We start from the raw sequence: 20504 nt of genomic DNA on the forward strand, positions 1-20504 counted from the left end.
ACTCCTATTATTTCTTAACTAAATCTAATTTAATATTTTTATTTTTTATCTTTTCTAATACCTCTACTATTTTAAATTTTAATTTAACTTCTTTATTGTCAACTAATATCATTTTATATTCTTCTTTAGTAAGGACTTTTCTCAAATTTTTCTCAGTTTTATCATTTGTTATTCCATGATTTATATCTACAAAGCATAGCGGTGGAAACATCACACACCACCAGTTTTTCCCTTTTCCTTCTCCTATAACTACTTTTAATGCTTTATACTCCCCAGCAGGTAATACTATGTTAGAATATTTTTTTGTAGGAAAATTTGAATAATCTAGACTTGCTGTAACAGCGTACTCTTTATTGTTTTCTTTTATTTCATTTAAAGCTATTTTCTGTATATCTTCTATATTTTTTGTAATTATATTTTTGGTTTCTTTGATACTTTTTGATTTTTCTAACTTCGGAGTTAAAAAAGCTATTATTTTGTCTCTAACCTTTAATTTTAATTCTTGATCATTTTGAGAATCACTATTTGCTATAACATGAAATCTTATCAACTTTTCCTTATAATTATCTCTATTCGTATAAACATCATTTAAGTAAGACAGAGTACTCATAAAGCAAAATAAAGATATAAAAAATACAATTAAAACTTTTCTCATAATTTATCCCCCCAGATTAATTTATTTTATATCTTTATTTTGTCCTTTTTTTACCTTACTATACCTATTCTTCTAATTTTACTTTCTACATGTACCTTTACTTCCATATTTTTAAAGTATTGATCAAAATCTTCATTAATTTTCTTATATAAAGGTTGATGATACTTATATAGAATATTTTCTACGTTTATAACATCTAGACTATTTTTTTTAAGCTTATTTATCAAGCTATTTATATTTTCTTTTATTTTTTCTTCAGATAATTTTTCTATATCTCGTATACCTTTATCATTGGCAATAAGCCCTTTTACTCCAAATTCATGTTGCGTTACATCTCCTTCAGTATCTACATATATATCTAATAAAAGTTTGTTATCTTTTTCACTTACTTTAGTTTCACTTTTTGTACTAGTTATCTTATAAGATACAGGTACATTTTTATAATCCACATGGATATTCATTATATTATAATTGTTTTTAATAATCATATTTAAAAATCTACATTCAGTCTCATTTAACTCTTCTCTAATTTCATAATCCTTTATTATAGATCCTCCAATAATTTCTATTCTTTTATTATTATAGGTTTTAGTAGTAAGAGGTAATATTGTAGTTTCAGTTTCTTCCATTTCTTTCATAAGTTTATTTAATGTACCATCTATTACTGTTCCATTTTTTACAGCAGAATCAAGTATGTTTCCGTAATATACTCCTACAAGAGGTTGTTCATTTGGTCTAATTTTTATAATATCAGAGGCCTTTTCCTTGGATACTAGCATAAATATCTTTCTTGAAAAAAATCTATTTCTATCTACTCCATCAAGTATTTGCTTGAATAATGCCTTATCCTTAAGTATATCTCGTCCTATTATTATTACTTTGTTATGAGATAATTCTAAATCAAATGGAGATTTTGATTGAATTTCATTTATTACAGTATCAAAGGTTTCTCCTTCAGCCTCCCAATAAAAAGATGGCTCTTTTGTAGGTGTTTGTTTTGTGCCAAGAAGAGCTACGTTAGGTATTTTAAAGGATACTTTTATTTTATCTCCCTCTTTATTCTTTTCATCTTCTTTTAATTTATCTATTCCAAGACCTATTACGAACCCTCTGTTATTTATTTCAATCTTATCCCAACAACCTGTAAGTAGTATACTTATAATTATTGTTAGAATTATAATCGTATGTTTTTTTTTCATGCTCTTTTCACCCTCTTACTAAATTTAGAAAATAAAAATAGTATTAAAGGAATCCCTGCAAAAACTGATATTTGTAAGCCAACTATATATTTATTGTTTACTAAATCATATACATGAGCTAGATTATCAGGATACAATGCCAATATATATACAATTGGAATAAGAGAATAATCAAAGTAATTTATTTCTTTACAATTAAGCATATCTCCCATTACTAAAGATGTACAAAAAAAGCATACACATATTGTTATAAATATGTTCAATGTCCATGCTCCCATTATCAATGCATCTAAATTTTCTAAAAATGCTCCAGGTATATCTATTACTTTCACAATCGTCAATGTAGGCCACATTAAATGTGCTGTTTCCATTTGTCCAAATACACATACAGTTATTACTGCAAAGAATATATATGCAATACCTATAAACAATAAGGATATCCACTGTGCCTTAAATATATTTTTAGGTTCTCTCATAAAAACCCCTAGTATAAGCATACTCTCAAATCCTGTAAAGGAAAAAGTAGTTAAAAATGTAGTTGGTAATATTTTAGAAAAATTATTATCGAAAATAGGCATTAAATTACTTATATCCGCACTTTCAAGCGAAAAGAAAAATATAAACATTACAGGTATAACCATTAAAAAAAGTATTATTTGAGAAGTTCTAGCTATTCCTTCAATTCCTCTCCTAGATCCATAGGCAGATACAAATAGCATAGATATTATTATTACCTCTATAGGTGTTTTCTGTAGCATATGCATTTTAACAACTTCTCCAAAGATACGAGTTACAGTACCTAGAATTATAAAATAGTGCACTATAAACATTATGCCTATCAAATATGCAACAGGCTTTGTTAAAATAGCTGAGCTTATTTGCATAATGCTCTTATTCTTAAATTTATATAAAACCTTATATACAAGGTATGCAAGAAAAATACACACAATAGTTGCTAGTATTATTACTAAAAATCCCAGCCCTTTTACCTTATCCGCTAAGTTTCTTGGTAAAGATAAAATACCCACCCCTATTACTGTACTTATTAAAAGTGCTATCATCTGAGATGTACCTATTTTTTCTTTAGTTGAAATCATTTTTTAATATCATCCTCCCCAAATATCTCTTTTCTTTTATCATCTAATCTATTCCTATTTCTTTTTGTATACATTTTCGGTCTTAAATTCATAGATGGGATAGGAGCTCTTACAATAGAATCTTTAAGATCTTTTAAATTCTCTCCAACAGAACACAATGGTTCTAAATAAGAAATTCCAAAACTTCTTAAATTTGCTAAGTTTATTAGCGTAACTAAAAATCCTAGTATTATTCCATAAAGACCTAGTACAGATGCAAGAAGCATCAATACAAATCTAATAATTCTAAATCCTATTGCCATATTGTAGCTTGGTATTGCAAAAGAAGATATTGCAGTTATTGCTACTATAATTACCATAAGAGGGCTCACTATTCCAGCTTGAACAGCAGCTTGACCTATTACAAGACCACCTACTATACCTATTGTAGACCCTATAGCTCTTGGGAGTCTAACCCCTGCTTCTCTTAACAACTCCAGTGTAGCTTCCATTATAAATGCCTCTGTAAATGCAGGAAATGGCACTCCTTGTCTTGTTGCCGCAAGGTATACGGCAAGGTCTGTGGGCAGCATATCTGGATGATATGAGCTTATAGCAATATACATTGATGGCAAGAATAATGAAAATGCAGTTGCAACCAACCTTATAATTCTTACAAAACTAGATATTATCCATCTCTCATAATAATCATCAGGAGATTGTAAAAATGTTGTAAGGGTGACAGGAACTATAAGGGCAAAAGGTGTATTATCAACTAATATAGCAACTCTACCTTCATATAAAGATGCTGATACTACATCTGGTCTTTCTGTGTACTGTATCTGAGGGAACAAGGAGTAGCAATCATCTTCTATTAATTGCTCTACACCTCCACTTTCTTGAATCATGTCTATATCTATTTCCTCTAGTCTTTTTTCAACTTCTTTTAAAACGGTTTTATTAACTATATCTTCTACATATAGTATAGCTACATCCGTGTTTGATCTTTCTCCTAATGATACATTTTTTATTTTAAAATTTGTATCTCTTATTCTTCTTCTTACTAAAGATGTATTAACTTTTAAAGTCTCTGTAAATCCGTCTCTGGGACCTCTTATAACAACCTCAGATTGAGGTTCTGATATTGAACGAGTTGGCCATCCCCTTGAAGATAATACTATAGATTCCTCTACATTATCTATAAATAAAATAGTTTCTCCTGAAAGGATACTTTTGATACTTTCTTCAATTTTTTTTACTTCTTTTATTTCAGTTATTGCTATAGTTTTTTTCTGTATTAAATCTTTTATATTGTTTTTTACATCATTAGGCATTGATATCCTAGATGAAATCATTAAATTATTTAGTGCGAATTCACTAATAAGTGCTTTATCAGTCATACCATCTATGTATACAATAGCCATTTTACACTCATTCTCAATTCCAACATCAATCTCTCTTATAACTAAGTCATCACAATCTTGAAATTGTTCTTTTATAATATTCAGCTTATATTCGAGTTTATGCTCATCTTTTTTTATCTGCATATTATCACCTCCTATTTACGTAATATATAAAGTATCCAAATGACACCACAATATAGGATATTCCTATGAATTTAGATATATTGTATTCTTTGTTTAACTTCTTTTTTTTCAAAACATTACAATCCCATATCAAAAGATATATACCTATTACTAAAAACAAACTAATTAAATACATCTTCTCAACTCCTATAAAAATTCGTCTACCGATTAAATCTAGTATGTTTATATATAATTTTTCCCAAAACTCAATTTAAATACATAAAAATGATATAAGTTCTTAAATAAAGCAAAAAAAATAAAAGTCCTAAAATTTTAGGACTTTTATTTTTCACAATTCTTTCTTCTAGATTTCTCTATTATGAAGTTTTGAGCATTTTCTATATGTGTAGTAGATCTTTGCATAGCTTCTTTAGAATTTCTATTATATATAGCTTCTATTATATCCTCATGTTCCTTTACTAAGTTTTTAGAAGTATCATAATCAGATATATATGTTACTCTGAATCTATAAACCTGCTCTCTTAAAGAGTTATTTATTTGAATAAGTTTTTGATTGTTTGTTGAATTGAATATAAGATCATGTAGTTCTATATCCTTTTTAACCATCATATCTATATCTCCGTTTTCTAAGCTTTTCTTGAACTGATATGATATAAGTTCTAATCTTTCTAAGTCTTCATCTGTCATTCTCTCAGCTGCTACAGATGCTGCAAGTCCTTCTAGAGCTCCTCTTATTTCTAAAACTTCTATTATATCCTTTAAGGATACATCTGCAACATATGCTCCTTTTCTAGGAAGCATAACTACTAATCCTTCTAATTCTAACTTCCTAATAGCTTCTCTAACTGGCGTTCTACTAACCCCTAACTGTTCAGCCAACTGAACCTCCATAAGCCTTTGTGCAGGTTCTAGTTTTCCTTTTAGTATTGATTCTCTTAAATACTCAAATACTATCTCCCTCAAAGGTTTGTAATTTTCTAATTTTAATTTTTCCAAGTTATCCTTCAATTTCAATTCCTCCCTTATAAGTATTCACTAAATATGTTTGCTCGTATAGTTGTTTTAATTCTTCCTTTGCCATTTGTGCATAATCCAAACTATCAAATATTCCAAATACAGTTGGACCACTTCCACTCATCATAGAACCTAAGGCCTTATGTTCTATCATTTTTTTCTTTATTTGTTTTATTTGTACATACTTATTTTCAGTTACACTCTCAAGTACATTAGCCATATTATAAGCTAAAGCTTGTACATCATTTTTCTCAAGATTATTCAATATATTTCCTGTATTAGGCCTTTTAGATACGTTATTCATATCTAAATTTTGATATACCCATTTTGTAGAAACTAGTATATCTGGTTTACATATAAGTATTTTAACATTCTCTAAATTTTTTGTTTTGGTAAGCTCTTCTCCTATACCTCTAGCTACTGCAGCTCCTCCTAATATGCAAAAAGGGACATCTGCTCCAAGTTTTAACCCAAGTTCCATAAGCTCTTCTTGAGTTAATTGTAAATCCCATTTTTTATTAAGTCCAACTAAAACAGCAGCAGCATTTGTACTTCCTCCCGCTAATCCAGCAGCTACTGGTATATTCTTGTTTATTGTTATTTTCACACCTTTATTTATATTAAATTTTTGCTTTATGAAATCAGCAGCCTTATAAGCTATGTTCGTAGAATCAGTTGGTACATTTTTATTATTGCACTCTATAATTATACCAGTTTTAATTTCTTCTATATTTACATTATCATATAAATCTATACTTTGCATAATCATTTCTACTAAGTGGTAACTATCCGCTCTTTTTCCGAGTACATCTATTGATAAATTAATTTTTGCTCTACATTTTAAATTCAAGCTTTTCATATATTCCTCCTAATTACTATTCTAAAATGCAAATCTAATTATATTATATATTATAAGATAGTTCATATAAAGGTAAAAAAGTCTCAATGCCAAAATGACATCGAGACTTTTTATCTTTATATATCTAATGTTAATTTCTTTTCTATTATTAAATATTGACCTTCTTTTAAAGACTCTTCTTCATTCATATCATTGGTTTGAGCAATCTCAAGTGCTGTTGTATTATATCTTTTTGCTACATCCCAAAGAGTATCATTTTCTTTGGCTATATATATAGTTATGCTCGGTCTTGATGAAGAGTCTATATCTCCTATGATTTCTCCATTCATTATAAATGAACTCTTCATATCCTCTACTATTTCGAATCTAGTTTTTCCTTTTATTTTTAATTCAACTTCATTGTTTTTTGCACTATAATTTATACTATCTATACATATATTTGAGTAAGGTTTCATACTATCATGGATATTACTTAAGTCTAGAGATTGTTTAAATGGTATTTCCTCACTCATGCTATACACTGGTCTTAAGCCTTCTTCAGGAGTGTATAATATATCAACATGTATTATACCTTCTATATTCATTTTTTCTTCTATAATAAAATTATCTGTTATAAATAACTTTGAATCTACATTCAATATTTCTTTAATTTGTATATCGTCTTTATCATTTTGTATAACTTCATTTATTATAAAGTCATCTTCTCCAAAATTAACTATTTTATTCAAGTTAAAGTTCTTATCTTCAAGCTTTAAATCTTTATATGGACAATAAGCATCTTGAAGAGTTTCTTTAACTATATTCTCTGATATTTTAACATTTGTATTAACAGTTGCATCTATTTCTAAAAGATTAGTTTTTCCTGAATCATCATCTTTTAAATTAAATTTAAAGTCTGCTAAGTTCATATAAGAATCTTCTTTCATTCCCTGCATAACTCCAGCTACTTCTATAAACTGTGTAAACTCTATAGAATTAGGTCTTAACTTATTCATATCTCCTTCTTTATTTAATACAATAGGGTTAAGTTCAATTACTCCTCCTAATATGACTTTGTTATCTGATAATCTAGTTTCTTTTAATAATACCTTTGGATTTAATGATAGTATATCACTAATATCTTCATTTTCTCCCAAATTTATTATTTCTTTAACTATTGCCTCTGATTTTTCAATTCCTATTACATCATCATAGTATATTTCTTTTTTACTAGTTTGTATATCATCAATTCCAATTATATCTCTTATTATATCTACTTTTTCCCTTGAAAATAGACTCCCTGTAATATTTACTAAACAACCTAGTTTTATTTTTCTTTCATTTATTATGCTACAGTCTATATGCTCTATATTGCTTATTAAAATACTCTTCATATCTGATGAAATATCTTCTTTTTCTATTGCCTCATTTATATCTATTTTTCCACTTAAATTTGTAACCTGTTTATCTTGAGTTATATAGATTGTGTTGTAGTTTAATTCTCCTCTTAATATTATTTTTCCTTGCATCAATTCTTCTTTCTTTAAAGATATGTAAGCCTCTGTCTTTACTATTTCAAAAACATCATCTTTTGTATCAGGTACTAAAATCTCAGATTCTAAAAAAGTTTGAAATCTTCCAAAATCACGTCTATTGTCTATCTTTATTATATCCTTTATTAAATCCATCCTTTTCCCCCCTAGTTAAATATATACAAATATCACATTATTATTATATTTAACTAAATCAAAAAAAATTCCATCTATTTTTAGATGGAATTAAGATACACTCATATTTTCACTTGTGCAAATTTGAAGTTTAACAGTAGATGTCAAGACATCCGAATAACTATAAGATACTCTAGTACAATTGCTATCATTTATTTTTACTACAAATATACTAGGGTACGTATTTTCTAAGATTCCTTTTTTAACGATCATCTTTTTTCTGCCTTTATTAGCTCTTAGAACTACGTTCTTTCCAACATGTTTTTCTATATCTTTTCTTATCTGATCCAAAGTGTGTTTCGTAGCCAAAAAATCACCTTCTTCTCCATTGTATATTTACATAATATCACATTTAAACATATATGTCAAATATATAAAATTATATTTTATCTATTTTCGTGTTTGATGTCAATATATTATTTTCATAATACTCAAGTATACTATACACTATATTCTCAGCTATATTATTAATAAACTTATCATCAACCAAAAGTTCTGATTCTAAGGGGTTGGATATATACCCTAATTCACAATATATACCATTGCAACCACTTTCTTTTAGTATATATATTCTTCCTTCTTTTACTCCTCTATTTTTTATATTCATGTTCTTTTTTAGATTACTTAGTATATTTTTTCCTATTAATTCTCCTATTATATCACCCCAATAATATATAGCTTCTGCTCCACTTACTCCTTCGAATTTAGATTTATTTAAATGTATACTAATCAAAAAATCAGGATTAGACTCTTTAATCATTTTTATTCTCTTATCTAAGGATATATATTCATCAATTGATCTAGATAAACTTACACAAGCACCTAATTTTTCTAGCTTTTCTTTTAACTTTAAGGTAACTTCTAGTGAAACCTCTTTTTCCATTAACAAGCTATTAATATAGCCTGTATCCTCTCCTCCATGTCCAGCATCTATAAATATTTTTTTATTTTTAAGAGGCAAATCTAAATCAAAATCATCTAACTTTTGTAATTCAATATTTGTATAATAATAATTCAAGATCTTTTCATAATCCCAGTTATTTTTTGCTTTTTCATTAGCTCCATATTGGCAAAGTCCCAATCCGTGACCTATACCCTTTGTATAAAATCTTATTTTCATAGGTCTAAATCCAAATCTAGAAGAATCTAAATTCAAGTTTTGACTAAATATATTACCCTTAACCTTTTCATTAAAAACAAGTATATTCTCTACTCTATTTCCATTAGTTTTTCCTAAAATTTTCAACATGTTATTTATAGAAAAATCATTCATTAGATTTTCAGACATATTACATTCAAATATTGATTCAAGCTCTTCTAAATCAATATCTACTATATTTTCTGATTCTTTATTTTTCATACATTCATCACAAGTAACTCCTCTTAAATAATCTATTTTTGTATTTAATAAATACTCGCTATTTTCTGTACTTCCTCCACAGCATATGTGGTAATATGCACAAATGGGAGAATTATTAAACATTATAACTAAATTATGTGTATTATCAACAGCTTTAAGTGCCTTGTCACATATATCTTCTATATTAAATTCTTCTTTTTTAAAATTTCCATCTGATATATGCCTTAATATATTTGTTCTCTCTATAATAGCTTGACACATAATAGCCTGTATATGGAATTGTTGTGAAATATTTTTTGATACTCTATATGCTATAAGATTCCTAAATTCTCTATCCATAGTATCACCTCTATTCATATAGAGATTTAGGTAATCCAGACCTATACTTTCCTCTTGTCTCAAAACCACCTACACCTTTTATTCCAGTTATAGTATTTTGGAAAACTTCTTCAAGATGCATTACTCTATCAATCCTCGTGTAAGCTATTTTCTCTACTATCAAAACAGGGTCTAAGCAGTGTATTAATATTCTATTAGGTGAACTTGCAAAATTTGCTCCTGCATTTAATATAGCTTCATAGTTCGATTGACATGCCCCTGCAAAAATAACAAGTTCATCCATAGCATTTTCATATTTTCTAGCTTCAAGGACTGCCTTTATAAAATTTTTAGAATTTCTATAATTATTTAAATCCTTAATATCATTATTAGAATTTAATATAGAATCATGGCCTGTAATAACAAGTATATCTGGTGAATGTTCCTTTAAAAGCTCTCCCACTACTTTATATTGGTCTGATTCTGCAACCACCTTGCCTACAGCTTCAATGTCTAGCTTTTTATAAGCCTCTAAGCATATTTTTAGATATTCACCATCTCCATCTAGATGAAGTACCTTTCCTGGTCTCCCAAAGCCATTTCTATAATTCTTTTTTTGCTTATCACTTCTATTTTTTACGGCTCGTGTTAGCAGATTTTCTATTTGTCTATTAAAAACATATTGTCTAAAATCCTGTTGACCTACCTTTTCTAAATCATCTATAGATGAATCTGCCAAAAGCCTAAAATCTATACCTTTTAAAACAACTTGTTTTTTTCTATTTTTACTTTCTAAAATATCTGTTATCCTAAACAAAACATCTTTTCCATGTGATTTTCTAACAACTAAATCTCCTATCTTCATCTTATTCCTCCTGCCTAGTGGGATTACTATATTTTATGTTTGCAAAAAAATAATGTTCCCACTACTAAGAAAGATTAAAATTTAATAAGGTATCCTCAAAACAAAAATGTTATAATTTAACATGTGCATGAGTGCATAAATAACCAAAATTATATAATAAAAGGAGATGATTTTTGTGAACATAGATTTAAGTGTTGAAAACATTAAAGATGATTTAATTAAATCTATACAAGAAATAGTCAAAATACCTAGTGTGATATCTGATAGTACTGATAAATTTCCATTTGGAGAAAATATAGATAATGCACTTAGAAAGACTTTGGATTTATGTAAGTCTCTAGGATTTAAAACTTATTATAAAGACGGATATTATGGATATGCCCAAATAGGACAAGGAGATGAAATGATAGGTATACTTGGTCACCTTGATGTTGTTCCTGAAGGAGAAATAAATGACTGGAAGCACGATCCTTATGGTGCTGTAATAAAAGACAATAAAATATACGGAAGAGGAACTCAAGATGATAAGGGTCCTACAATAGCAGCTATATATGCAGTTAAAGCTCTTATGGATCTTGATGTGAAATTTAATAAGAGAATAAGATTTATATTCGGTACAGATGAAGAAAATCTTTGGGGTGGAATATCTAAATACGTTGAAAACGAAGAAATTCCTTCTTATGGCTTCACACCTGATTCTGTATTTCCTATGATAAATGCAGAAAAGGGATTACTACAAGCTAATATAAAAAGCTCAACTAATTCTAATATACAATTAAGTGGAGGAAATGCATATAATGCTGTTCCAGATAGAATAACTTATTCTGGTGATAAACTAGACGATTTATCTAAAGAGCTTGATAGATTAAATTTTGAATATACATCTAATGAAAATTCATTAACAGTTATAGGAAAATCATCTCATGCTTGTAATCCTCATTATGGAATAAATGCTATAGCTAGATTATGTATAGCCCTAAACAACATAGGAATAAAGTCTAATTTAATAGAATTTATAGCAAATGTAATAGGAGAAACTTACAATGCAGATAACATAGTTTCTAACTGTGAAGATGATGCTTCAGGAAAACTTACATTAAATGTAGGTAAAATAAATATAGATGAAAATGGCGAACAAATAGGTATTGATATAAGAATTCCAGTTACTGTAGACAAGGATATGGTAGTGAATGCTTTAAAAGAAAAATTATCTAAGTACAACTTAGAATATGAAGAATACGATTATTTAAAATCAATATACGTTCCAGCAGATCATTTTTTAATAAAAACACTTCAAAAGGTTTACGAAAAAGAAACAGGACTTGACTCTACTCCTTTATCTTCTGGTGGAGCAACTTATGCAAGGGCTATAGAAAACTGTGTAGCCTTTGGAGCTGTATTCCCTAACAAGCCTAAGGTTGAGCATCAAGCAAATGAATATATAGAAATAGAAGATTTGATTAAATCAACTAAAATATATGCTAAAGCTGTATATGAATTAACTAAATAGTAAAGAAAGGAGATTCATATTTTGAATCGTATAGCTAATATCTTTATTTTTTTAGGCACTTTACTTATAATATTGATTATATATTTTCCTTCCTCTAACGAACCTAAATATAAAGATAAAGTGGATTTTTATACTTCGACAGGAGACCATTTTTATTTTGAAGGTACATATAAAGAATTTTTTGATCAAAGTGATTTTGAATCTAATTTGTACGAGATTAAAAATAATGAGAAATTTTTAATAAAACATGAGTATACGTCAAATAAGCTTAGAAATATGTATTTACGAGAAGATATTTTTAATTCCAAAGAAGATTTTAAGTCATTTCAATATAAATATGATAAAAAAATGTATACTTCTCATTTAATCAATATGAATTTTATTTTATATAAAGCAGAAAATGAAAACAGATATAATTTTATCTATATTAAAGATGTTTTAAAAAATTTAGAAAAATATCTTTTTTTAGCTCCTGTTTCACAAAAATATAAACAAATAATGTCTGAGCGAAATCTTATTATTTCTGAATATTAAACCTTTACCATAAGAATAACCCCGATCTAAAATTATTTAGAGCTGGGGTTATTCTTAAATAGTTATACTATATTGTTTGAAATATAAGAAAATAGAAATGAGTGATAACTATGGATAAAAAAAATAATTATATTTTAGAGGTATTTGCATTTTTCATTACACTTATTGTAATAATTAAACATCTATTCGGTATACACGAAGCTTTAATGTACATATTTCCACAAAGCCTTTTAATTGTGTTATTTTATTTTGTTAGTTACATAGTTTTTGTACAATTATGTACTTATGTTAAGTCTAAAGAAAATCTTACAAATACTGATATGCGTAAAATCTCACAATTAAGTGTATTAGTATTTGTATTGGCAATAGCTCCTTTATCAATAGAGAATGCAAAAAAAATATATTACAAAAGTTTCACTGTTAATAAGTGGGAAAATATGAACGCAAGAATATTTATGGTTGAAGATTTAATGACCAAAATCGAAAATAAAAACATTAAAGATATATCTGATTTATTAGGAAAAGATAATACAATGGATTTTATCAATATAACTAATCGAAAAAAGTCTCACTCAACCGTAGAAAAAGGAACATATAAGCCTGATATTAAATCTTTTAAAGCATATGATATTTGGACAGAATCAGACTTAGTGTCAATTTATAGCTATCATTTTGTAATTTATTTTGATAATATAAGTGGAAATATAATAGACTCAGCTTTTTTAAAAATAACAATAGATTAAAAAACTCACCATTAGTTTTAATGCTAATGGTGAATAAATCATTTTAATGAGTGTTTTTAATATTTATCAAAAATTTTGTAAATTCTCTACAACACAATTCCATCAAATCATCAGTTATAGTTGGAGCAAATGTAGGTCTTAACCCTTTTTTAGCTAGTAAACCATTTATTTCGGCTCTTACATTCATAAATAAGGTATCTTCTCCTTACATATCCATTGTAATGTATTAGCTTGATGGCTATGTAATAAGACCCCATATATAGTTGAGCAACTAGATTTATTTTAGAAGGGCTATTTAATATTAATCGATAGCTTAGCTTTGCTATGTTTAAATATGAAAATAATGTATAATTATTACTATAGAAATATTTGAAGAGAGTTTAATTATGCTAAAAGAACTAGATCAATTAAGTATAGGACAAAAGCTTTATAATTATGAATGTAAGTCTTGTGGGTTTACAAAAAGAGCACATATATTCATTCTATACGAATAATCTCCGTACCCCTTGTATTATGGTATACTATGGATATTAATGTAAAAATCTCTAAATTAAAAAAGGTGGTGAATTATGTGAAAATTACATATAGCATAACTAAAGAAGATTTTTGGAATTATAATAAACATATTTATTACAGTAGTTTTAAAGTAAAATTAAATCTTGCATTAACAATTATTTTGGCTCCTACTTTTATGTATTCATATAGCTTTTTCATAACACATTCAAAAATGATTTCATTACTTTCTATATTTCCTGTATTTTGGTTTATTTATTATAATAGATACTCTAGAAAATCTTAAAATTTGCAGAAAATGAAAAAGGTGTGCTAAATGAACAAACTGTAGATATAGATTCAAATGGCATTTCAAGAATAACACATTCTCATGATGTTTTTTCTAAGTGGTCAGCTGTAAGTAAAATAGAAATGATAAATGAATATATCTTCATTTTCTTTAATAAATCAACAGGAACTATCATTCCTAAAAGAATTTTTAATTCACCAAATGAAGTTACGCAATTTTATAATGCAATAGCTAACTATTTTGAAGCATATTCAAAGTAATCTTTAGTTAATTTATAACTTTTTTATACAAGTTTACTTGTTTTATAATACATGAATTATATTTTAAAGAATTTATTAACAATATATAAAAAGAAAGGATTTGATTTGATGGAAATTACCTTCAATATAACTGAAAAAGATCTTTGGGAATTTAATAAATATATTAGTTTACGAAGTTTTGGATTTAAACTATATATTCTATTGATATTCCTTTTTCATTTAGCCATTATATTATTCTTTTTTTATGGAACACTTACTATATATGGAATATATGGATTGATTACAGGTGACATAATTGGATTTTATCTTAAATACTCATTAACAAAAAAAAGACTTATTAAGGATTCTCAAAATGAAGGCACATTTAATGAAAGAACTATACACATCAATGAAGAAGGTATATCAATAATAACAGATACTTTTAATAAATTTGTTAAATGGAAAGCTGTACATAAAATAGATATATTAGATAAATATATTTATATTTTATTTTCTAGTAGATCTGGTATCATTGTTCCTAAAAGATTTTTCAATTCAGAAAATGAAGCTATTCAATTTTATAATATGTCAAATGATTTTTTTAATATGAAATAAACCTATCCTCATAGCTTGAGGATAGGTTTATTATTTATTCAGATATTTTTTCAATTATTCCAAATCCTATAAACATAGATGCTAATGATGCTGAATAAGCTGAACTACCTATAAGAAGTAAAGCTAAACCAGCTATTACTACATACTCTTCAAGCTTTATTCCTGAATTAGTATAATATGCTTTAACATCTTCAGCAATAGTTACAGGTACTCCCTCATTTAATCTTCTAAGTGTTATTTCAAGTTGGATATAAACATTTTTCCCATCAATCAATTTATTATATTCTATTAATATAGTACTTTCTCCTAGATTAGTATTATTAAGTATTTTAAACTTAATAACTTCGTTATCTGAGGTGCTATAGTTGCTGCAAGAGCATCTATACTTGCTATTACTTCCCCTTCTTTCAACTTTAAGTTACTATCTAAACTAGCTATTAAACCAGATAAAGTTCCATTTATACTATTATGCTTTACTAAATCTAGAGATGCATATTTATTTGACGTAGTCGGATAATAAGAATACCTTGTTACAACTTTTATTTGAGAAGTGTCCATTAATACCCAATCTTTATCTACTATTAAAAGTGTATTTATACTGAATTTTTTTAACATACTTTCTTGTTTAACTTTTTCAAACATAGATTTAGCATGCATGCGAGAATTATCAGCTAAACTCCTTTTTGTTGCTATATCAACTATATTAGTAACAGTTCTAAGGGTATCTTTCTGATATTCCTTAACTGCATTTTCAGTTATTTCTCCAAAATAACCCGTTATATGAGATGTTGATTTTAAATAACCTAACTCAAATAACATTTCTTGAATCCCTGTTACTGATGATCCTTCATCTCCTCTTTTTACACCTTCAATAACTACAGATTCAGACCCTGTTTTTAATGTAACTACTGTATAATTTTCACTTTTTATACCATCTCTCATTCCATATAAATGAATAGTATATGTTTTGGAGTATGACCCAAACTTCAAATATGCTGTTGACTCTGTAGTAGTTTTTATAATTTGTCCTGTATTAGCATTTTTAATAGCTGTATGAGTACTATTTTGACCTTTATTAAATGTTAAAGTTACATTTAATCCATCATCTTGAACTGTAGCTTTTACATTTGTGGGTGGCAATGGTTTTGGTTTAATTTGATAAGAGCAAGAATTTCCTCCATAGTTCTTAACATATATGTAATACTTTGTTCCATCTGTTACAGGTATATCTCTAACTATATCATTCTCTTTATTTGATCCTGGACTATTTGTAGATTTGCCTAATAACCTCCCCTCTATATCTTCACATATATATATCGTTATCTAAGCTAGATGAGTTTGTACAAAAATTTGCTAATCCATCTTCATTAAATCTAACTTTAAACCACTGCCCTTTTGAATCGCTACTCATATATTCAGTGTTTATTACTCCATCGTTTATTTGCTTAACTTGCTCTACTGTACCTGTCCAATTATAAGTTTTATATTCACTTCTATCTTTAGATTCTCCTTTACTTATATAGAATTTTAATTCTTGAGTACCAGCATTATTGATAGTTACACCTAATCTTGCATCCTCAGAATCTCCAGCTTCTAAATCATTTTCATTATCAAAATCTAATATATATATTTCCTTTTTCACCATATACTTTAACAGTATATTTAGAGCTTTCTACATCTCCTATATTCTTAACTATAACCTTAAATGTTACTCGTTCCCCAACTTTAAATTCATCTATATCTGTATACGGTATAATTTTAACTATTCTTAAATCTGCTTCTCCATCATTTTTCATAGTAATAGTATATGAGCCTGCTATATACCATGTACCATTTCTAGCCTGAGCATAAGCATGTAATGTATATGTTCTTCCCTCACTCATTCCATCATTTACTTCACCATAAACATAATTAAAATCATATGACTTTTCTGCTTCTATACTTTCTACATATCTTCTAACATCATCTGTAGCGTCTCCATAATAATCACCTGTAATTCTTATTTTTCTGTAATAATCTGTATTAAATGGATTACTTAACATTAATTCAAAATCACATGTCTTAGTTTTTGGATTTGACAATTTTAAATGTGCCATAATAAATCTCCCCTTTTTTCAATAAATTTTTAATATTTTATACTACACTTAACGAAGACATTTTTATTTTTAAAAAGCAAACCTTAAATAATAACTTTTTGAAATTTATTAATAAGTAAAAAGATAATTTCCATTTTCAAAAAATGACCGAAATATTCTTAATATTTTATTTGGATAAATTATATCTGTATTTAACTTATTTGCTATATTTAAATATAAAAATAGTATATAATTATTATAAAAATATTTGAGGAGAAGAATAGAAGATGAATAATATTTCAAAACAAAGAAAAACAAACGTATGTTTAGAAGGATGTTTACGTTGTATTATAGCGTTAATAATTATCGTATTTATTTTTCCACTATTTTTTCATCAGAAGCTATTAATCACATCGAAATCACCAGATAAATCATATGAGATTATTGTAAAATATAAAGAAGCATTTCTTTTTGGACCACAAGAAATAAATGTTTATTATAAGAAGAATAAAGGTGTTTTAAAATATCATTTGTTTACAACACATTTATTTAATGATGGATTACCAATTTATGAAAGTGATTGTAAGATTAAGTAGGATAATAATATAGTAGAAATAGGATTTATAGGTGATGAGCAGCCACTTGAATTACACAAAATTGATTTCTCAGACAATCCTCCTGTGGTAAGATAGTTGTCGTAGGAGATAATTAACTTATAAGTAATATAATCCTATATACTTATCAATTGATGATACACTTCAACCTAAAGTTTGAGATAAATTTGAGAATAGATACAAATTATTTAATCATGCCAAACATAGTGGAACTAATTATATAAACTGTCATTGTATTGTGTCTATGGAAATGAATATACCTATTAAAATAGAAAATGAACTCAAATATATAACAATACCTTTAGAATACAAACTTTATGATAAATCCTCCACTAAACTAGAATTAGCTAAAAAGCTAATATCTGATGTTATGCCTGAATTAGATTGATTTCAAGTTATTATTCTATGTGATAGCTGGTACAATAAGAAACCATAGAAGAAAGAACTTAAATTTTTCTTGTAAAGTGATATTAATATAATATATGGAATATAACAAGAAAATCCAAGAAGAATTAAGAGAAGATATTCACCTAAGAGTATCTCTTGACAGATTTGCTCTTTTGATACAATATGGATAATGGTAAAATATTATTATAGTCTAATGAATAAAGAAAGGAGATAGCCAATATTAGCTAAATATACTAATTATGAAAAAAGTGTCAAATATAGTTTGCATCGTATCGATTTCTAATATTTTATATACAATATATTCTGCTTTTCAAAATGTAACATTGTTTTTGTACAATCTTATATTATGTGTTTTATTTACTCTAGTTCATATTTTTTTGATTAAATTTCTTACGAAAGAAAAAGAACAATTACTTAATAACATAAGTGAACAACAAGAAGATTTAATTGATAATAATATATTTATAAACAAATTTTTATTAGTTTTGAACCTAATGATTATTTTATCTTATATATTTATAGTAGTATCTCTTTATGGTAATGCTTAATAAAAAGATACTATATTCATATTTAATATGAATATAGTATCTTTTTTACCAAGGTTGATGAACAGGTGGATTATTCTCCCCTACTTCTTCTAATCCCATTTGTGAAGCATATGTATTATAATGAATTCTCGCAGCAGTACTTGCTAAAAATCTAACTATATTTCCTCCAGCTTGTACTAATTCTGCAGCCATTCCTTTTCCTGTACCTTCAATGTTTCCATATTTATAATATGGATTTACATCACATGCTATATGTCCACTTACTTTGTCAGGACCTATATAATTATAGGTTCCCATATTTATATAGCCATCACCTTCTTCTGTTATTAACTTACCATCGGTATCATAAACAGCCTCGTAACGTTGATCTCCTTTTGAAACAAATTTTAAGTTAAAAATGCCTTCATCTCCTGTCATATGAAAAGCAGCTTTATCATAAGGAAGCATTGTCCACTTCTGCTTTTCTTCTATTAATTCTGGTAATGTTTTTGGAACCTTATTTAATTTATTACGTAAATAATGTATGTCTTTAAAGCCTTTCATATCAACCATAAAGTAATTATATTCTCCATATGGAGGTACTTTAGATTCATCAGGGCAAAAACGATATTCAAGATAATCACTTTTTAAAAGTAATTTATTAAATTTTTCAGTAAATTTATCAAATTCTGAACTATATCTTATTTTAATTTGATCTAATGCTTCATCTGAGTAAGCTTTTAAATCCCATTTCATGTAATTTAAAGCGGTCATAACGCCTTGTGACTTTTCTATATTTTCAATGAAAGATACATAATCTGAATCAAATATATCACTTCCACCTATTCCTCCACTTATAGTTGTTACAGTATATTTAGTCCAATCACTTTCATATCCATTTGCAGCCCTAGATTTTAGGTAGAATGTATACCCTTTGTCATATTCTGGAAAATCAATCTCAAAAGAGCTACTTGAAACATCTGTATCGATTTCTCTCTTTGCATAATCTCCCAAAATAGTAGTATGACTATTTACTCCTTTTGTAAATGTTATTTTTACATGTTTCCCATTTACATAAGTTCTTACATTTGTTGGTGCAGATGGGATCCACGGAGATAGCAATTCCACTGATAATTCTATTATACTAGATGATGTCTTAGCTTTAATTATATAGCTATCATCTGTAAGATTATCAAAAACAACAATATTTGCTTCTTCATCAAATATATCTTCTTCATCAAATATATCTTGTCCATCAGATATATTTATCTGTTTATGTTCTACAAGTATACCATTAGTATAAAATAAGTATACGTCTACACTATTGTTATTAGCTAATAAGCCACTGATATCTAACTTTATAGAATCACTTGTCTTTTCAATTACTTCTAGTTTTGATTGTTTTGCTCTCATTGTTAAAGAATTCTCATTTGAATAGTCTGACCATCCTTGGTTATTTCCTGCTTGTACTGATACAAGATAGGTTTCTCCATATTGCAAGCTTCCACTTGAAAGTGAGTACTTTGTATTTGAAGTTTCATAATATGTAGTATAACTATCATATTTTCTTATTACCTTTAGTTTGTATTTAGTTGAATTAGCTACACTATACCATCTAACGTCGAATACACCTGCATAAACTTCTTCAACCGTAGGTTCAGATGGTATAGACGGAAGTAGCGCATTGTCAATTTCGACTGATAATTCTACATAATCACTATCTCTATTAGCCCCTGATATACTAAATAAGGTCTTAGCTTTGATTATATATGTAGTGTCATTTGTAAGATTATCAAAAACAATATTTCCTCCATTTGTACCTGTAGTTTTTGTTGTTA

The 20504-nt window shown here is 27.2% G+C and carries 25 protein-coding genes and 1 pseudogene; 9 read left to right on the forward strand and 17 right to left on the reverse strand.

Going from position 1 to position 20504, the window contains the following annotated elements; genetic code table 11:
• Positions 1–7 precede the first annotated feature (7 nt).
• From spoIIR to yabG, 11 genes are all read right to left on the reverse strand, one after another.
• Positions 8–655: a stage II sporulation protein R gene (gene spoIIR, locus N4A48_RS09515; protein ID WP_293665674.1), complete on the reverse strand. Its 648-nt coding sequence runs from the start codon at positions 653–655 to the stop codon at positions 8–10.
• Between the two features lie 50 nt (positions 656–705).
• Complete coding sequence (locus tag N4A48_RS09520) at positions 706–1854, reverse strand: Ger(x)C family spore germination protein (protein ID WP_293665675.1); 1149 nt, start codon at positions 1852–1854, stop codon at positions 706–708.
• Positions 1851–2951, reverse strand: a complete 1101-nt coding sequence (locus tag N4A48_RS09525) for a GerAB/ArcD/ProY family transporter (RefSeq protein ID WP_293665676.1) — start codon at positions 2949–2951, stop codon at positions 1851–1853. The genes N4A48_RS09520 and N4A48_RS09525 overlap by 4 nt, the downstream gene beginning before the upstream one ends.
• Positions 2948–4477 carry a spore germination protein gene (locus N4A48_RS09530; protein ID WP_293665677.1) on the reverse strand — a complete coding sequence of 510 codons (1530 nt, stop codon included), beginning with the start codon at positions 4475–4477 and terminating at the stop codon, positions 2948–2950. The genes N4A48_RS09525 and N4A48_RS09530 overlap by 4 nt, the downstream gene beginning before the upstream one ends.
• 4 nt (positions 4478–4481) lie before the next feature.
• Positions 4482–4652, reverse strand: a complete 171-nt coding sequence (locus N4A48_RS15055) for a CLC_0170 family protein (protein ID WP_443081752.1) — start codon at positions 4650–4652, stop codon at positions 4482–4484.
• A gap of 146 nt (positions 4653–4798) precedes the next feature.
• On the reverse strand, positions 4799–5485 hold the full coding sequence (locus N4A48_RS09535; RefSeq protein WP_293665678.1) for a GntR family transcriptional regulator: 687 nt from the start codon (positions 5483–5485) through the stop codon (positions 4799–4801).
• Complete coding sequence (gene ispE, locus N4A48_RS09540) at positions 5475–6350, reverse strand: 4-(cytidine 5'-diphospho)-2-C-methyl-D-erythritol kinase (protein WP_330665100.1); 876 nt, start codon at positions 6348–6350, stop codon at positions 5475–5477. The genes N4A48_RS09535 and ispE overlap by 11 nt, the downstream gene beginning before the upstream one ends.
• A gap of 116 nt (positions 6351–6466) precedes the next feature.
• Positions 6467–8017 carry a DUF3794 and LysM peptidoglycan-binding domain-containing protein gene (locus N4A48_RS09545; protein ID WP_293665679.1) on the reverse strand — a complete coding sequence of 517 codons (1551 nt, stop codon included), beginning with the start codon at positions 8015–8017 and terminating at the stop codon, positions 6467–6469.
• A gap of 90 nt (positions 8018–8107) precedes the next feature.
• Positions 8108–8365, reverse strand: coding sequence for a Veg family protein (locus N4A48_RS09550; RefSeq protein ID WP_293665680.1), 258 nt, complete (start codon positions 8363–8365; stop codon positions 8108–8110).
• Positions 8366–8435: 70 nt separating this feature from the next.
• Positions 8436–9773, reverse strand: a complete 1338-nt coding sequence (locus tag N4A48_RS09555; protein ID WP_293665682.1) for an N-acetylmuramoyl-L-alanine amidase — start codon at positions 9771–9773, stop codon at positions 8436–8438.
• Positions 9766–10599 (reverse strand): sporulation peptidase YabG, encoded by an 834-nt coding sequence (gene yabG / locus N4A48_RS09560; RefSeq protein WP_293665683.1) that lies wholly within the window; start codon positions 10597–10599, stop codon positions 9766–9768. The genes N4A48_RS09555 and yabG overlap by 8 nt, the downstream gene beginning before the upstream one ends.
• Positions 10600–10774: 175 nt before the next feature.
• Here yabG and pepV point away from each other — a divergent pair, with 175 nt between their 5' ends.
• The 3 genes from pepV (at position 10775) to N4A48_RS09575 (ending at position 13386) form a co-directional block, all read left to right on the forward strand.
• Positions 10775–12109, forward strand: a complete 1335-nt coding sequence (gene pepV, locus N4A48_RS09565) for a dipeptidase PepV (RefSeq protein ID WP_293665684.1) — start codon at positions 10775–10777, stop codon at positions 12107–12109.
• Between the two features lie 21 nt (positions 12110–12130).
• On the forward strand, positions 12131–12643 hold the full coding sequence (locus N4A48_RS09570; protein ID WP_293665685.1) for a hypothetical protein: 513 nt from the start codon (positions 12131–12133) through the stop codon (positions 12641–12643).
• A 110-nt stretch (positions 12644–12753) separates the two neighbouring features.
• Positions 12754–13386 carry a hypothetical protein gene (locus N4A48_RS09575; protein ID WP_293665686.1) on the forward strand — a complete coding sequence of 211 codons (633 nt, stop codon included), beginning with the start codon at positions 12754–12756 and terminating at the stop codon, positions 13384–13386.
• Positions 13387–13429: 43 nt separating this feature from the next.
• On the opposite strand, the gene N4A48_RS09580 is transcribed toward N4A48_RS09575, so the two are convergent.
• Positions 13430–13573, reverse strand: a complete 144-nt coding sequence (locus N4A48_RS09580; RefSeq protein ID WP_293665687.1) for a hypothetical protein — start codon at positions 13571–13573, stop codon at positions 13430–13432.
• A 384-nt stretch (positions 13574–13957) separates the two neighbouring features.
• Here N4A48_RS09580 and N4A48_RS09585 point away from each other — a divergent pair, with 384 nt between their 5' ends.
• The 3 genes from N4A48_RS09585 to N4A48_RS09595 are packed head-to-tail and all read left to right on the forward strand — an operon-like array spanning position 13958 to position 15042.
• Complete coding sequence (locus tag N4A48_RS09585) at positions 13958–14185, forward strand: hypothetical protein (protein WP_293665688.1); 228 nt, start codon at positions 13958–13960, stop codon at positions 14183–14185.
• A gap of 23 nt (positions 14186–14208) precedes the next feature.
• Complete coding sequence (locus N4A48_RS09590) at positions 14209–14448, forward strand: YcxB family protein (RefSeq protein WP_293665689.1); 240 nt, start codon at positions 14209–14211, stop codon at positions 14446–14448.
• A 51-nt stretch (positions 14449–14499) separates the two neighbouring features.
• Entirely contained in the window at positions 14500–15042 is a 543-nt protein-coding gene (locus N4A48_RS09595; protein ID WP_293665690.1) for a YcxB family protein, read from the forward strand.
• A 34-nt stretch (positions 15043–15076) separates the two neighbouring features.
• Here N4A48_RS09595 and N4A48_RS09600 read toward each other — a convergent pair whose 3' ends face one another.
• The 4 genes from N4A48_RS09600 to N4A48_RS09615 all read right to left on the reverse strand — a co-directional run bounded on the left by N4A48_RS09600 (position 15077) and on the right by N4A48_RS09615 (position 17138).
• Positions 15077–15316, reverse strand: coding sequence for a hypothetical protein (locus N4A48_RS09600; RefSeq protein ID WP_293665692.1), 240 nt, complete (start codon positions 15314–15316; stop codon positions 15077–15079).
• 32 nt (positions 15317–15348) lie between these two features.
• Complete coding sequence (locus tag N4A48_RS09605; RefSeq protein ID WP_293665693.1) at positions 15349–16182, reverse strand: peptidoglycan-binding domain-containing protein; 834 nt, start codon at positions 16180–16182, stop codon at positions 15349–15351.
• A 163-nt stretch (positions 16183–16345) separates the two neighbouring features.
• Positions 16346–16687 carry a hypothetical protein gene (locus tag N4A48_RS09610; RefSeq protein WP_293665694.1) on the reverse strand — a complete coding sequence of 114 codons (342 nt, stop codon included), beginning with the start codon at positions 16685–16687 and terminating at the stop codon, positions 16346–16348.
• On the reverse strand, positions 16653–17138 hold the full coding sequence (locus N4A48_RS09615; RefSeq protein WP_293665695.1) for a hypothetical protein: 486 nt from the start codon (positions 17136–17138) through the stop codon (positions 16653–16655). The genes N4A48_RS09610 and N4A48_RS09615 overlap by 35 nt, the downstream gene beginning before the upstream one ends.
• A 266-nt stretch (positions 17139–17404) precedes the next feature.
• Between N4A48_RS09615 and N4A48_RS09620 the strand changes: the two genes are divergently transcribed.
• From N4A48_RS09620 to N4A48_RS09630, 3 genes and pseudogenes are all read left to right on the forward strand, one after another.
• A complete protein-coding gene (locus N4A48_RS09620; RefSeq protein WP_293665696.1) occupies positions 17405–17713 on the forward strand; it encodes a hypothetical protein in 309 nt (102 codons plus the stop codon).
• 136 nt (positions 17714–17849) lie between these two features.
• Positions 17850–18116: pseudogene (locus N4A48_RS15060) on the forward strand (IS701 family transposase); the annotation flags it as partial.
• 400 nt (positions 18117–18516) lie between these two features.
• The gene (locus tag N4A48_RS09630; protein WP_293665698.1) at positions 18517–18687 is read left to right on the forward strand and encodes a hypothetical protein; all 171 of its coding nucleotides are present in this window, start codon (positions 18517–18519) and stop codon (positions 18685–18687) included.
• Between the two features lie 45 nt (positions 18688–18732).
• On the opposite strand, the gene N4A48_RS09635 is transcribed toward N4A48_RS09630, so the two are convergent.
• On the reverse strand, positions 18733–20504 hold a 1772-nt coding region (locus N4A48_RS09635), incomplete at its 5' end, for a fibronectin type III domain-containing protein (protein ID WP_293665699.1).

Source organism: Tepidibacter sp. (assembly GCF_025210165.1).
Taxonomy (GTDB): domain Bacteria; phylum Bacillota; class Clostridia; order Peptostreptococcales; family Peptostreptococcaceae; genus Tepidibacter_A.